This is a genomic window from Pseudomonas sp. IT-P258 (genome assembly GCF_949767825.1).
Classification (GTDB): domain Bacteria; phylum Pseudomonadota; class Gammaproteobacteria; order Pseudomonadales; family Pseudomonadaceae; genus Aquipseudomonas; species Aquipseudomonas monachiensis.
Window position 1 is genome coordinate 527,589 of record NZ_CATKPU010000032.1, and the last position, 12,533, is coordinate 540,121.

The following is a 12,533-nucleotide window of genomic DNA, read 5'->3' on the forward strand; positions in this document are numbered from 1 at the left end:
GCTGTGCCAACCAAGGGGTTGGCACAACTACTTTGATAGAACCACCAATCAGCTCAGTAAATCCCGGGCAATTGCTGCACCCATTTCATTGAGCTCATCAAGTTTCACACCATCGAAACGATATTTCCGGTCAAAGGTGTACCGTTCGGAAAAGATCCCAAGATTCTCACTGGAGAATCTTGGGACCTCACCGTCCTGCAACTTAAGGAAAAATGCCCATACCAGTGATTGAGAGTAAATAACCGTCGAATCGTTAGCCGACGCAATTGCATTGATATATACCTTATCGACATCAATGCCGCGACCACCGAGCCTTGCATGCAACTTGGCCCGCACCAACTTCCTTGTCAGTTGCCCCATACCTTAAAGCTCCATAATTAATAGTTATTAGCGCGCTAGCACCCTGACAAACATTACCTTGACCGAGCACTATCTAACATATTAATCAACCCACCGCGCAATGCACGCAAATTGGTCAGCGCCGACAACCATACTAATCAACATGGTTATTTATGCACGAAACCGTATGTTTTAATTCATTTCCAAACGAAAAACAAACAACTACCAACTCTGCATTATCAACCCCAACTTCTTCGCCATGGCAACTGCCTGTGTCCGCCGTTCCACACCCAACTTGCTGTGAATGCGCCGGGCATGGGTTTTCACCGTATGCAAAGAAATGAACAGTTGCTCGGCAATTTGCTGATTGGAATTACCCTGGGCAATCAGGCCGAGCACCTCCAGCTCCCGACTGCTCAGCAGGCTGGCATCCAGGGCCAGCGCGGTCACCGTCTCCTCGCCTTGTAATCGACAGATCAGGCTCGGCTGGCGCAAGTTCAAATCACGCAATGCCTGTTGCCCCTGACAACGCTTGACCAACGCCAGACCGGCCTGCAGAGCTGCGTGGGCCATGTCCGGCTCACCCGTCAGGTCCGCCACTTCGCTGATCGCCAAATGCAGTTCCGTTTCCAGCGCCAGCATGGCGTGTTGTTGGGCGTGCTCGAGTAACGCCCTGAGTCGATCCAATGGACGTTGCACCAGTTGCAGTTGGGTTTCGGCCAATACCAACTGGTATTCGATACGTGCAATCAAGTGCAGCGTGGCCGGCGGTGCCTGGCGCGCGTGGGCCCCGCGGTAATGACGCAAGACTCGGGTCAACGCTTCCCGGGCCAATTCCGGGCGCCCTTGTTGCAGCCAGAAATGACTGCTGATTTGCAGCAGCACCCCGCGATACACCGTGTCGGGGATCTGCCGTTGCTGCATCAACCGTTCGGCCTCGCGCAGACGATCAAACGCATGGGCGTAGTCGCGTTGATTGGCCGCCAGTTGCGCCTGCCCCAAAAATCCGTACAACACGTGCTTGTCCTGACTGTGCAAACAGTCATCAAGGCCCGCCTGGAAACATTCCCCGGCTAATTCATCCTGGCCCTGGCACAGGGCCAACCGACCACGCCGCAGGGCGATTCGTCCCAGCAGTGGCGTCGGTCGATCGGCCTGTCGCCCGAGCATTTCATGGATGTCGGCCAGCAACTGCGCTGCTCGCCGCGGCGCACCACGCTGCTCCAGCAACTGGGCATGATCGAGTTCGAGCAAGCCTTCAAACAGCAACGAGCCTTGTGCCCGCGCCAGGCACAGGGCGTCACGATTGAAGGCCTGGGCGGCATCGAGGTCGGCGTTGAGTAGCGCTTGCTGGGTCAACCCGGACAGACACAGTAACCGTGCGGGCCACGCCTCGGCCGCCAACTCGCCCAGCGCCTCGATAAAATGCGCCCGTGCCGCCGGCAGGCGTCCCTGCAAATGCAGCAACCAGCCCTGTTGCGCCTGCCAACGTGCCAGCAGTTGCCGTTGCAAGGATGCCGTCGGTTGCGGGGCAAATCGGGACAGTTGCCCAATGCAGGCAGCCGCCTGCTCGAAACGCCCGGCAAACAGCAACGCCGAGGTGATCAACCCCACCCGTTGCGGCGTGCCCAGGGTCAACTGTTCACCCAGTTGCTCGTGCAGTTTGAGTAACCAGCTGACGTTCTGACGCTTGAACAGATGCTCAAAACTGAAGTGTTGCATCAGGCTGACCGCGACTTCGTGCTCTTGCGCCAGCAACGCCTGCTCGAAGGCACCCTGCCAGTCTTCTTCGGCGCTGAACCACTGGCACGCGCGGCGATGCCAGGATCGTCCGGCCGGGGTCGGCTCTTCACGCATCTCCCGGGCCAGTGGCTCGAAGATTCGCAACCACTCGACGGAGTCTTCCCAGGGTTCAATGAAGCAGCCCATGTCCTGCAACGCGTGCAGCCACTGCGCGCCCTCCCCCGTACCGAAAAGATGCTCGCACAGGCTGGCGTTGAAGCGAGGCAGATGAACCAGCACCTGCCAGACCTCAACCAGTTCCGGCGGCAAGGTATTGAACAATTCGTGCTGCAGATAATCGAGCAATGTCGCCGAACGCCCCTGCTCACCCGACCACGGACAACCATTGAGCAACGCGATCCGCACGCCAGCGCACCAGCCACCGCTGCGCTGTACCACCCGTTTGGCGGTTTGCGCCGCCAGGTTCGGCTCGACATGACCGAGCAACTGCCCGACCTCGGCCTCGGTAAACGCCAGCGCCCGGGCTTCGCACTCGTACAACTCATCATCGAGCAGCAGCCGCGGCCAGTTGCAGGGCGGTCGTCGACGGGAACCCAGCCACCAGGTCAGTGCCGGGCTGGCGACGGCCAACAGACGATCGAGCATCCGGTCGAGTTCCGGATCGGGTGCCCGGCAGTAATCATCGAGAAACAGCCAGGTCGGCGCCTGTAATCGGGCAAGATACGCCAGCAACCCGGGCTCATCCGTCGAGGGCAGGCCCAGCGCTTGCGTCAGGCGCAACAAAAAATCGGCGGCGCTCAACGACGCCCCCGCCAGCGGCAGCCAACAGACCCGAACGTGCTCCGGCGCCCGCAGCAGGCATTCGGTGAGCAATGCACTCTTGCCACTACCGGCCGGCGCGCAAAGCAGCTTCACTCGCGCAGTCGAAACCAGCATGGGCTCGATCAGCCGCTCGCGGGACAGATGATGGGACGACAGTCGGGGCAGGAAGCCAGGGCGGTCCAGACAGTGCGTCATTGCAGTCATTGTGGTGCGCCTTTTTTATAATTCTGGCGCCACCCTAGCCCCCTCCCGAGCGCTTGTTGAAGAAGTATTCAACACACTGATCGACCGCTATAAAAAAGGTGACCGCAAAGTCACCCTTTTATGTAGGAACCTGTAGGAAACCTACCGAACCCCTGTGCTACGCAAGGCTGCTGGCGTGTAGTCCCCCGCTTTTGCATCGATGTTGAATTCGAAGCTGCGCTTCTCTTCATTCTTCATTCCAAGGGCGATGTAGCGACCGGCAATCAGGTCATACAGCGCTTCGACGGTGTAGGCCGGTACTTGGTGATCGTAGTAGAACTGGGCATGCCCTTCGGCGACGCGCCAGAGTTGACCACGCCCGTCGTAGTGGTCGGCCAGCGCCACTTGCCAGCTGTCTTCATCGATATACATGTGGCGTTTGGCGTACACGTGGCGTTCGCTCGGCTTGACCGTGGCGACGACTTCCCAGACCCGGTGCAACTCGTAGCGAGTCAGGTCCTGATTAATGTGCCCGGCCTTGATCACATCGGTGTACTTGAGGTTTGGCGAGTCGAGCTTGTAACTGTTGTAGGGGATGTACATCTCCTTTTTGCCGATCAGTTTCCAGTCGTAGCGATCCGGCGCGCCGGAAAACATGTCGAAGTTGTCGGTGGTGCGCAGGCCGTCGGACGAGGTGCCGACGCCGTCATAAGCAACCTGTGGCGCACGCCGTACCCGGCGCTGGCCTGCGTTGTAGATCCAGGCCTTGCGCGGCTCCTTGACCTGGTCGAGGGTCTCGTGGACCAGCAACACGTTGCCCGCCAGCCGCGCCGGTGCGGTCACTTCCTGCTTGAAGTAGTTGAGGACGTTATCGTCGCTGCCCGGTTTCAGATCGCTGAGCAACGACGGCACGGCGACCTCGTCCTTGAAGCGGATCACGGTGAAGTCACCATTGGATTGTGGTGTCGCCTGGGTGATGGTGCGGCGCAGATTACCGCCGTGGTAACGAGTGACGTGGTTCCAGATCACTTCCACGCCATTCTTCGGAATCGGGAATGCGTAGTAGCGATTGCCGGTGAAATTGGCCAGACCGTTACCGTCATTGATCGGTGTTACGTTCAGCGCGCTGCGCTTGGCCGACTCATAGATTTCTGCCGGTAACGCCACAGTGCGATGGCTCGGGTAGACCGGAATCCTGTAGGTCTCGGGATAGCGCTTGAACATCGCGACCTGGCCGTCAGAGAGCTTGTCCTTGTACTTGTCGACGGTCGCCGCGGTGATCACGAACAAGGGCTTTTCGTTGGCGAAGGGGTCAGCCAGGAAACCCTTGCTGTCCACCGCGCCAGCGTTTTTCGGGATGCCTCCGGTCCAGGCCGGAATCGAGCCATCGGCATTGCCGGCCTTCTCGGCACCGAGTGGGGTCAGGCTGGCGCCGAGCTTGCCGGCTTCTTCCGGCGACACCGCGGCTATAACGTTGGCGGCCAGCAGACTCAGGGCCAGAACGGTGCCCAATTGCAGAATCATCTTGCGCATTGAAATCATCCTTTTCAGCCAGATCAGAAGTTCACACCAAAGCTCAACGCCACGAAGTCACGGTCGGTGAGGACGTTGTAGTCCCCACCGAAAAAATCGGTGTAGCTGAGGCTCGCGGTGTAGGTGTTGCGATAGTCCGCATCGACACCGAGGCTGATGGCCTTGGCGCCTTCATTGAACAGACCGTTGGGGCCATAGCCTGCGACGTCGTGGGACCACGAGAGGTTGGGCCTGACGTTGATCCCGGCGATAAGGTTGTTGTAGTCGAGGATGGCCCGGCCGCGATAACCCCATGAAGTCGAGGTCACGAAGCCGTCGGTATCGCCTCCGAAACCATACTGGCCATACACCGAGTCGCGGCCATAGCGCAGTTTGCCGCGCGACTCCAGTCCACCGACCCGGACCACCCCGGCCTCACCCACCAGGGTCAGGCGATCCGCACCCGCGACCTGATCGATGAAATGCGTCAGGGTGCTCTGGATCTGCGTCACCTCCTTGCGGCGATAACCCTTGTTGTCAGCCCCGGGCGACGTGGCGATGGGCGATGCCGCACCACCCGCAATCGGATTGAGCATGGCCAGGGTCAGGTCATTGGTGTTGACCTGCACCGGGAGGTTGGGGCGGTAGCTGATTTCCCCGCTCCACGCGGTGCCGGTGGATAAGGTGGTGGAGAAGCTCGCGCCGTAGAGGCGGATGTCCTCCGGGTATTCGAGGTAATACTGGCCACGACCGAGCATCACGCTTTGGGCCAGGCCCGAACCACTGCCGGGGGCGATGCGGTTGGCGGCGGCAACGATCCCCGGAATGCTTGCCAGCGTACCGGGGCCGGCGGTGGTGGTCCCGACATTCGGTGAACGGCTGTGGTAGTTCATGAAGTACAAGCCGTACTCGGTGTCATCCCCCAACCAGCGCAACGCTGTACCCCACTGTCCGGAATCCCGGGCATCGCGGTCGCCGCCACGGGGAACGATCACCCCTTCCTTGCTGACTTCGAAGCCCTGGCCGAAGGCAGCCGCAATCGGCTGCAACGGCGCAATGGCCGGATTGGCGACGGTGTAGCCCTTGTTGCAACCATCCGCCACCACATCGACACCAAAGAAGGTGCCGCAGTTATCGACGACCGTCTGGTCCCATTCCAGCTGATAGAAGCCTTCCACGGTCAACTTCTCCGTCAGGCCCTGGGAGGCGAACAGCATGTTGACCGGGATCAGGCCCTCCTTGATCTCGGCGCCGGGACGACGGAACGCGGACACGTCGACCGGATTGATGCTGTTGATCGAGTTGCCGATGAACGTGCTCTCGCCCCAACTGACCACCTGCTTGCCGGCGCGGACCGTGCCTGGCAAATCGGCGAGGGAGTAATTGTGATAGACGAATGCGTCGAGGATTTGCCCGCCTGAAGACTTGGCGCCTTCTTTGCGATTGTGATCGCTGATGTCCTTGAAGGGGCGGCTTTCATCCTTGAGTTCAAAGTCGTACCAGTACTTGCCACGCACAAACGCACCGGTGTCGCCGTACTTCAGTTCGAGGTCGTGAATACCCTTGAAGATCTTCGAGAAGGTTTCACCCTTCTTGAAATTCAATCGCCCGTCGTCGCCGGTCGAAGACTGGCCGGAACCGCCATTGACGGTGCCCACCAGGGTGTCATCCGCATCACGCATGCCCCAGCTCGCGCCGACCGACAGCGAGGAGTCGAATGTCCCCTCGATTTCCCCGATGTTGAACGAAATGGCCTGCGCCTGGGCACAGCAACCCAAGGCGACCGCAGCCGCCAGCGCCTGTGGTGTGAAGATGGCGCGCATTGTTGTTTTTGTCATGCGTCTTCCCCGGTGAGTGACAGAAGGCCTCACCCTACTGCCGGACTTCGGGGTCGATAAGCGCACCAAGGAGGTATTCGTGGTGTACCTCTAAAGGATGACAGGCACAGACGACGAGCAGCCGAATCCCGACTGTTGCCGGGGCTGCAACAGTGCATGTCGGGAATTGGTATTTTTCCTACAGTACAGAGGGTTTATTCTTGCCTGGCTGCCACGGTAATCCACCGCGATGCACGATGTAGATGTACCGGCCTGCGCCGTGACTGAAAGATTTCAGATGAATTGAGGATTCGGTTCGTCACCCCGTGTTCACTGACGTTGATTTGTAGCTCCTGATCCAACGTCTTACTTTGGCCGCTGCCTTTGCAGCGGCCTTTTTTATGGGCGATGGTTCTTGATGAGTAACAGCTGCCAGTCAAAACTTCACATACCTACATTTCTTTCAGAAAGTACCTACAAGCATAGGTAAACACCAAAAGCACTCGAGTCTTTAAGTTGAACAGCAAGTCGGCGAACGACTTTGATCTTCGTCCGACTTCAAACTTACTTATTGCGAGTGCAACCATGAAATCCATCAACTACAACCACTATCGATCCACCCGAAGCTTCAATAGTCGAATCCGCTTTCTGATTCTTCACTACACGGCCGCTGACTTTGCGAGTTCTGTCAGTGCCCTGACCGGCCCGAATGTCAGCGCGCACTATCTGGTTCCAGATATCACGGACCCCACTTACCTGAAAGCCGGCTATACCGGGCAGGAAGTTTTCAACCTGGTGGATGAAACCCATCGCGCGTGGCACGCGGGTGTCAGTCAGTGGGGCAGCCGCAGCAATCTGAATGACACGTCCATCGGCATTGAAGTCGTGAATCTGGCAACCGACAACAAAGGTAAATTCACCTTCCCGCCGTATCACTCCGAGCAGATTGCCGCGATTGAACAACTGGCGCTGAATATCCTCAATCGCTACCCGGATATCACGCCGACCCAGGTTCTGGGCCACTCCGATGTTTCGGTCGGCCGCAAAAGTGACCCGGGACCGATGCTTCCCTGGCGGGAGCTTTACTTGAAAGGAGTCGGGGCCTGGTTCGATGAAAGCACTCGGGACGAGTATCTGCGCCAATACAACACATCCGGCGCTCCAGCCCGAAGCGAATTGCTGGGGCTGTTCAAAACCTATGGATACGATGTTTCGGGCGCGTCCACGGAAGGCGGTTTTCAACAATTGGTGCGGGCATTCCAGTTACATTTTCGCCCGGAAAACTTCGATGGAAAAATGGACGCGCAAACAGCCGCCAACCTGAAGGCGCTGGTAGTCAAATACTTCCCGGGCTGACCATTGGCAAACGGCTTTGCAGCCGACAAATGCAACAACCGGCAAGGTCAGTCAATGTGACCTTGCCGGCGCTTTCAGAGCGAATACCTCTGCAAATTCCCCATCATTTCCTTCAACGCCTCGATGTTGTCCTTCGGGTGCGCCGCGCCTTCGAAGTCGCAAATCTGCTGCCAGTGCGCCGCCACGTCTTCCGGGGAGAAACCGGCCCGTGGATCGAAACCGATGCCGAGGCTGCGCTCCCAGCGGACCTTGCCCATCCAGCCGCCGCCGACTTCGAACAGACCGGAGGTTTCCTGGCAGTTCTCGCTGGCCAGGTACACCACCAGCGGGCTGACCAGTTCGGGCTTTAGCTGTTCGAAGACTTGCGGCGGGATCAGGCCTTCGGTCATGCGCGTGCCGCCGGTGGGGGCGATGGCGTTGACCAGGATGTTGTTCTTGCGGCCTTCGATGGCCAAGGTGCGCGTCAGGCCGTAGAGACCGAGCTTGGCCATGCCGTAGTTGGACTGGCCAAAGTTGCCATAGATGCCCGAGGTCGACGCAGTGAAAATCACCCGGCCGTAGTTTTGCTCGCGCATATGCGGCCAGGCGGCGCGGGTGACTTTGTAGGCGCCTTCGACATGGACGCGGTAAACCAGGTCCCAGTCGGCGTCATCCATTTTGTGGAAGGTCTTGTCCCGCAGGATCCCGGCGTTGTTGACAACCACATCGACGCGACCGAAGACGTCCAGGGCGTGCTGGACCAGTTTGTCACCGTCAGTGACCGAGTCGTGGTTGGCTTCGGCAATGCCGCCAGCCTCGCGGATCTCTGCGACCACGCGGTCGGCGGCCGAGGCATTGGCGCCTTCGCCCTGGGCCGAGCCGCCAAGATCGTTGACCAGCACCCTGGCGCCCTGTTTGGCGAACAGAAGTGCATGCGTCCGTCCCAGACCGCCACCGGCTCCTGTGATGATCACGACTTTATCTTCGAAGCGCACAGACTCATTCATGGGGGACTCCAGCAGGCCAAGGGACAGTGAGTCCGAGTTTCAGGCACGGCGTAGCGGGTCACAATGAACACGGGGGAGGCTGAATGGTGCGCGATAAGGCTGGGGGATGATGATCGTGTCGGACAGGATGACGCGATCCCACAGAAGAAGGACAGATTCAACGCTGCGATTCAGGAACACGCCACCTTGCGCGGCGGCAAGAGCAGCTGATCGCGAAACACCAGGTAATGCTTGAGCACCTCGCAGGGCGCCTCGATCTGCGGGTAGTGGCCAATGTCGGGCAACACCACTGTGTCCGCATCCGGGATCAGCTCACGGTAACGCTCGACCATGTGCACCCCGGAGACCGGATCGACCCCGCCATCGATCACTCGCAGCGGCACTTCACCACGTTGCATCGCGCTCACCCAGCGGTTGCGCCAGACGCGTCGCTCCGGGATGTAGGCGATCAATTTGTGCATGATCCGTGGCCCGCGCTGGCTTTCGACCAGGCTCCAGAAGTCATCCATCTGGCTTTCACTGGGACGGGTTTGCGGGCCGAAAATCTGCCGAAAGCTTCTCACCAGGCCTTCTCGACTGAAGGCGCGGCCAATCATCCAGCCCAACGGGCTGAGCAAGAGTTTTTGCATCAGTAGCGGGTGGTGGGTTTCCGGAAACAACCCGCCGTTGAGAAACACGCAACTGGCCAGTTCCAACCGCGATTCGTAATGCCTGGCCAGCAGTTCCTGGGCCACGCTGTCACCGTAATCGTGGGCGAGCAGGTGCACTGGCTGCTGGACATTCAGGTGTTCAAGCAGTGCCTGCTGCAGATCCGCCTGCTCCAGCAGGCTGTATTCGTGATTCACCGGTTTGGCCGAATCGCCGAAGCCCAGCATGTCGCAAGCGATCACGCGAAAGCGCTGGGCCAATGGCTGCCACAGGTAATGCCAGTCCCAACTGGCGGACGGAAAGCCGTGAATGAGCAACAACGGCTCACCCTGCCCTGCTGTCCAGTAACGGATGGTCTGGCCACGGAACACGAACGCCTGGCTGCGTTTGCGCCAGACACACAAGGGGATCTCGGCGAGCGTCATTAGAGTTTATAACCCGGGTCCAGTTTATCGAGTTTGCGCAGCAGAGCCGGCCAGGCCAGCGCTCCGCCCATTCCTTGAGCACTTCGGGTGACACCCGCGATCATGGCTTTGGCTCCGGCCAGAATCTGCGGTTCGATGGCGATCAGCTCAGCGGCACCGTTTTGCGCCATGACCTGAATGTCACAGGCACGTTGAAAGGTGAACATCATCAGGAACGTATCGGCGATGGTGCTGCCGCAGGTGAGCAAACCGTGGTTATGCAACATCAGGAAATTGTTTTCACCGAGGTCGGCCTGTAGCCGCACTTTCTCTTCATGGTTGAGCGCCACGCCTTCGTAGGCGTGGTAGGCCAGGCTGGAAAGCACGAACAATGACTGTTGGCTGATCGGCAGAACGCCCTGCTTCTGTGCCGACACCGCAACCCCCGAAGCCGTGTGGGTGTGGAGCACGCAGACGACATCGTGGCGGACTTCGTGCACGGCGCTGTGGATGGTGTAACCCGCCGGATTGATCTCGTAAGGACTGTCCATCAGCTTGTTGCCGGCCTGATCCACCTTGACCAGGCTAGACGCGCTGATTTCGTGAAACATCAACCCGAACGGGTTGATCAGGAAATCTTCGGTGCCGGGCACCTTGGCGGAGATATGGGTGAAGATCAGGTCATCCCAGCCATGCTGGGCGACCAGGCGATAACAGGCTGCCAGGTCAATGCGGGTCTGCCACTCGGCAGCACTGACCTGGTCTTTGACACTCGGAGATGATTGGACGGGAGCGACGGTCACGGCAGGAAGCCTCGGTGTTTTTATGATGGAGTGTTTCCTATCTTTACCGAGTCTAGCCAGCCCTTGAGGTTCCTGTAGTTGCATTGGCAGCCAGCTTGATGACCCAGCGAGTCAGCCGTTCTGCCGCCTTGGATCCATGTCAATTGACCGGCGCCAGCGAGGGTCAGACAGGCCGTTTTCAGCGCACTGTCAGAACCATGACTGGCGTGGGTGTCGTGGCAATGGTCAGTCGCGCAGTGCGTTGATCAGGTCCGCCAGCCAAGGCTCGGCGTCCGTCTCCGGGGTCACGCTCTCGCTGGCATCCAGGCGCAGCATTGGCAGTACTTCGCGAATGCCCAGCTCACCGAACAATTCGCGCATCTGCTCGCCGCCGCCACAAAAAGTATCGCCATAGCTCGCATCGCCCAACCCGATCACCGCGCCCGGCAAACCGCGCCAGGCTGCTGGCAACTGGTCACGAATGTTCGAATACAGCGGTTGCAGGTTGTCCGGCAGCTCACCCATGCCGGTGGTCGAGGTCACCGCCAGAAAAGCTTCGGGGCCGAACGCCTGGACATCGGCGAGGGTCGCACGGGGGTTGTGCCAGGTTTCGAAACCGGCGGCTTTCAACAGGCTGGCGGCGTGGCGGGCAACTTCTTCGGCCGTGCCGTACACCGAGCCGGAAATGATGGCGACTTTCATCAATCTGATCCTGAATCCGAGTAAAAGACCCGGATATTAACAGCACGGTCGTGATAGTTCTTTTAGAATGCAATCGACAATCAATCAGGAAAGGATACTCCGATGATTAATGCACAACTGCTGCAAATGGTAATCAACGCCTCCAATGACGGTATCGTGATTGCCGAAAAGGAAGGTGAACAGGACAAGATCCTCATTTACGTCAACCCCGCGTTCGAACGCCTGACGGGGTACTCCAGTGAAGAAATCCTCTATCAGGACTGTCGCTTCCTGCAGTCAGGGGACCGCGATCAGGAAGCCCTGCCATTGATTCGTGATGCATTGAACCGCGAAGGATCCTGCCGGGAAATACTGCGCAACTACCGCAAGGACGGCACACCGTTCTGGAACGAGCTGTCCCTTTCAACGGTGAAAAATCCGGCGGACGGGCAAACCTATTTCGTTGGAGTGCAGAAAGACGTCACCGTACAGGTCAAGGCGCAACAGCGCGTGGCACAGCTGGAAGGGCAATTGGCTGAACTCCAGGCCGAGCTTGCCGCGCTCAAGGCGACGAACGGCGCAAACGAAACCCGGAATTAATGGTCAGTAACTACAATCACCAATGATTTTGTAACTATATCCTTCGAGCTGGCCATGCAACGCGACGCGCTCCTGACCCAGGATGAGCTGGATTTCATCCAGACCATGCAACACAACCCGCAACTCAATGTGCGGGACGCGACGTCGAGCCTGCTCGTCAACGGTGGTTCGCAAATCCGTGACCTGCTCACTCGCCTGGCGGCCCATGAGCAGGTCACCATTCAAGCCAGCTTCGAAAACCAGCAAATGACCTTCCCCCTGCACCTGGTGGAAGACGAGTTCCATGCGCTGCATTTGCGTCTCGGCGTACCGAGCATCTATGAAGACGGCCCGATGGTCCGGCCTTGGCGCCTGGTGCTGGACGAACCGGTAGCGCTGGAAAACGCCAAGGGTCAACCCGGCACCCTGTGGGTACACGAAGTGTCGTGCAAAGGGGTTTTGCTGGAAGCTCGCAACAAGACCAAACCGCCGAAGCATTTCGCCTTGTGGTTCAGCCCCTCAGGCTACGAGCGGATTGCCTTGCGCGGCACCTTCGAGAAAGAAAACGAAAAGGGCTTCTACGCCTATCAACTGAGCCAGGGCGATACGGACGAAACCGAGCGTCTGCGCCAGTTCATCCTGCAACAGCATCGTTTGACTCATCCAACGCTGCATCTCTGA

11 protein-coding genes are annotated in these 12,533 nt (G+C 58.8%); 3 read left to right on the top strand and 8 right to left on the bottom strand.

Features of this window, described 5'->3' with window-relative positions:
* Positions 1-48: 48 nt before the first annotated feature.
* The 4 genes from ACM6G4_RS14955 to ACM6G4_RS14970 all read right to left on the bottom strand — a co-directional run bounded on the left by ACM6G4_RS14955 (position 49) and on the right by ACM6G4_RS14970 (position 6,437).
* Positions 49-360: a hypothetical protein gene (locus ACM6G4_RS14955; RefSeq protein ID WP_414914008.1), complete on the bottom strand. Its 312-nt coding sequence runs from the start codon at positions 358-360 to the stop codon at positions 49-51.
* A gap of 201 nt (positions 361-561) precedes the next feature.
* Entirely contained in the window at positions 562-3,108 is a 2,547-nt protein-coding gene (locus ACM6G4_RS14960; RefSeq protein WP_414914009.1) for a LuxR C-terminal-related transcriptional regulator, read from the bottom strand.
* Between the two features lie 141 nt (positions 3,109-3,249).
* Complete coding sequence (locus tag ACM6G4_RS14965) at positions 3,250-4,620, bottom strand: DUF1329 domain-containing protein (RefSeq protein ID WP_414914010.1); 1,371 nt, start codon at positions 4,618-4,620, stop codon at positions 3,250-3,252.
* A 23-nt stretch (positions 4,621-4,643) separates the two neighbouring features.
* Positions 4,644-6,437, bottom strand: a complete 1,794-nt coding sequence (locus ACM6G4_RS14970) for a DUF1302 domain-containing protein (protein WP_414914011.1) — start codon at positions 6,435-6,437, stop codon at positions 4,644-4,646.
* Between the two features lie 564 nt (positions 6,438-7,001).
* Here ACM6G4_RS14970 and ACM6G4_RS14975 point away from each other — a divergent pair.
* Positions 7,002-7,772, top strand: a complete 771-nt coding sequence (locus ACM6G4_RS14975; RefSeq protein ID WP_414914012.1) for an N-acetylmuramoyl-L-alanine amidase — start codon at positions 7,002-7,004, stop codon at positions 7,770-7,772.
* A gap of 74 nt (positions 7,773-7,846) precedes the next feature.
* On the opposite strand, the gene ACM6G4_RS14980 is transcribed toward ACM6G4_RS14975, so the two are convergent.
* From ACM6G4_RS14980 to ACM6G4_RS14995, 4 genes are all read right to left on the bottom strand, one after another.
* On the bottom strand, positions 7,847-8,758 hold the full coding sequence (locus ACM6G4_RS14980; protein WP_414914013.1) for an SDR family oxidoreductase: 912 nt from the start codon (positions 8,756-8,758) through the stop codon (positions 7,847-7,849).
* A gap of 170 nt (positions 8,759-8,928) precedes the next feature.
* The gene (locus ACM6G4_RS14985) at positions 8,929-9,831 is read right to left on the bottom strand and encodes an alpha/beta fold hydrolase (protein ID WP_414914014.1); all 903 of its coding nucleotides are present in this window, start codon (positions 9,829-9,831) and stop codon (positions 8,929-8,931) included.
* Entirely contained in the window at positions 9,831-10,613 is a 783-nt protein-coding gene (locus ACM6G4_RS14990; protein WP_056728421.1) for a class II aldolase/adducin family protein, read from the bottom strand. The genes ACM6G4_RS14985 and ACM6G4_RS14990 overlap by 1 nt, the downstream gene beginning before the upstream one ends.
* A gap of 225 nt (positions 10,614-10,838) precedes the next feature.
* A complete protein-coding gene (locus tag ACM6G4_RS14995; protein ID WP_223542484.1) occupies positions 10,839-11,294 on the bottom strand; it encodes a flavodoxin in 456 nt (151 codons plus the stop codon).
* Positions 11,295-11,396: 102 nt separating this feature from the next.
* Between ACM6G4_RS14995 and ACM6G4_RS15000 the strand changes: the two genes are divergently transcribed.
* Both ACM6G4_RS15000 and ACM6G4_RS15005 read left to right on the top strand, forming a co-directional pair.
* A complete protein-coding gene (locus tag ACM6G4_RS15000; RefSeq protein ID WP_056728416.1) occupies positions 11,397-11,873 on the top strand; it encodes a PAS domain S-box protein in 477 nt (158 codons plus the stop codon).
* Between the two features lie 54 nt (positions 11,874-11,927).
* Positions 11,928-12,533: a hypothetical protein gene (locus ACM6G4_RS15005; RefSeq protein WP_056728415.1), complete on the top strand. Its 606-nt coding sequence runs from the start codon at positions 11,928-11,930 to the stop codon at positions 12,531-12,533.

Coding starts and splice junctions, on each gene's coding strand:
- ACM6G4_RS15005 (WP_056728415.1), top strand. CDS start 11,928: ATGCAACGCGACGCGCTCCTGACCCAGGATGAGCTGGATTTCATCCAG.
- ACM6G4_RS14965 (WP_414914010.1), bottom strand. CDS start 4,620: ATGCGCAAGATGATTCTGCAATTGGGCACCGTTCTGGCCCTGAGTCTG.
- ACM6G4_RS15000 (WP_056728416.1), top strand. CDS start 11,397: ATGATTAATGCACAACTGCTGCAAATGGTAATCAACGCCTCCAATGAC.
- ACM6G4_RS14975 (WP_414914012.1), top strand. CDS start 7,002: ATGAAATCCATCAACTACAACCACTATCGATCCACCCGAAGCTTCAAT.
- ACM6G4_RS14985 (WP_414914014.1), bottom strand. CDS start 9,831: ATGACGCTCGCCGAGATCCCCTTGTGTGTCTGGCGCAAACGCAGCCAG.
- ACM6G4_RS14980 (WP_414914013.1), bottom strand. CDS start 8,758: ATGAATGAGTCTGTGCGCTTCGAAGATAAAGTCGTGATCATCACAGGA.
- ACM6G4_RS14960 (WP_414914009.1), bottom strand. CDS start 3,108: ATGACTGCAATGACGCACTGTCTGGACCGCCCTGGCTTCCTGCCCCGA.
- ACM6G4_RS14970 (WP_414914011.1), bottom strand. CDS start 6,437: ATGACAAAAACAACAATGCGCGCCATCTTCACACCACAGGCGCTGGCG.
- ACM6G4_RS14995 (WP_223542484.1), bottom strand. CDS start 11,294: ATGAAAGTCGCCATCATTTCCGGCTCGGTGTACGGCACGGCCGAAGAA.
- ACM6G4_RS14955 (WP_414914008.1), bottom strand. CDS start 360: ATGGGGCAACTGACAAGGAAGTTGGTGCGGGCCAAGTTGCATGCAAGG.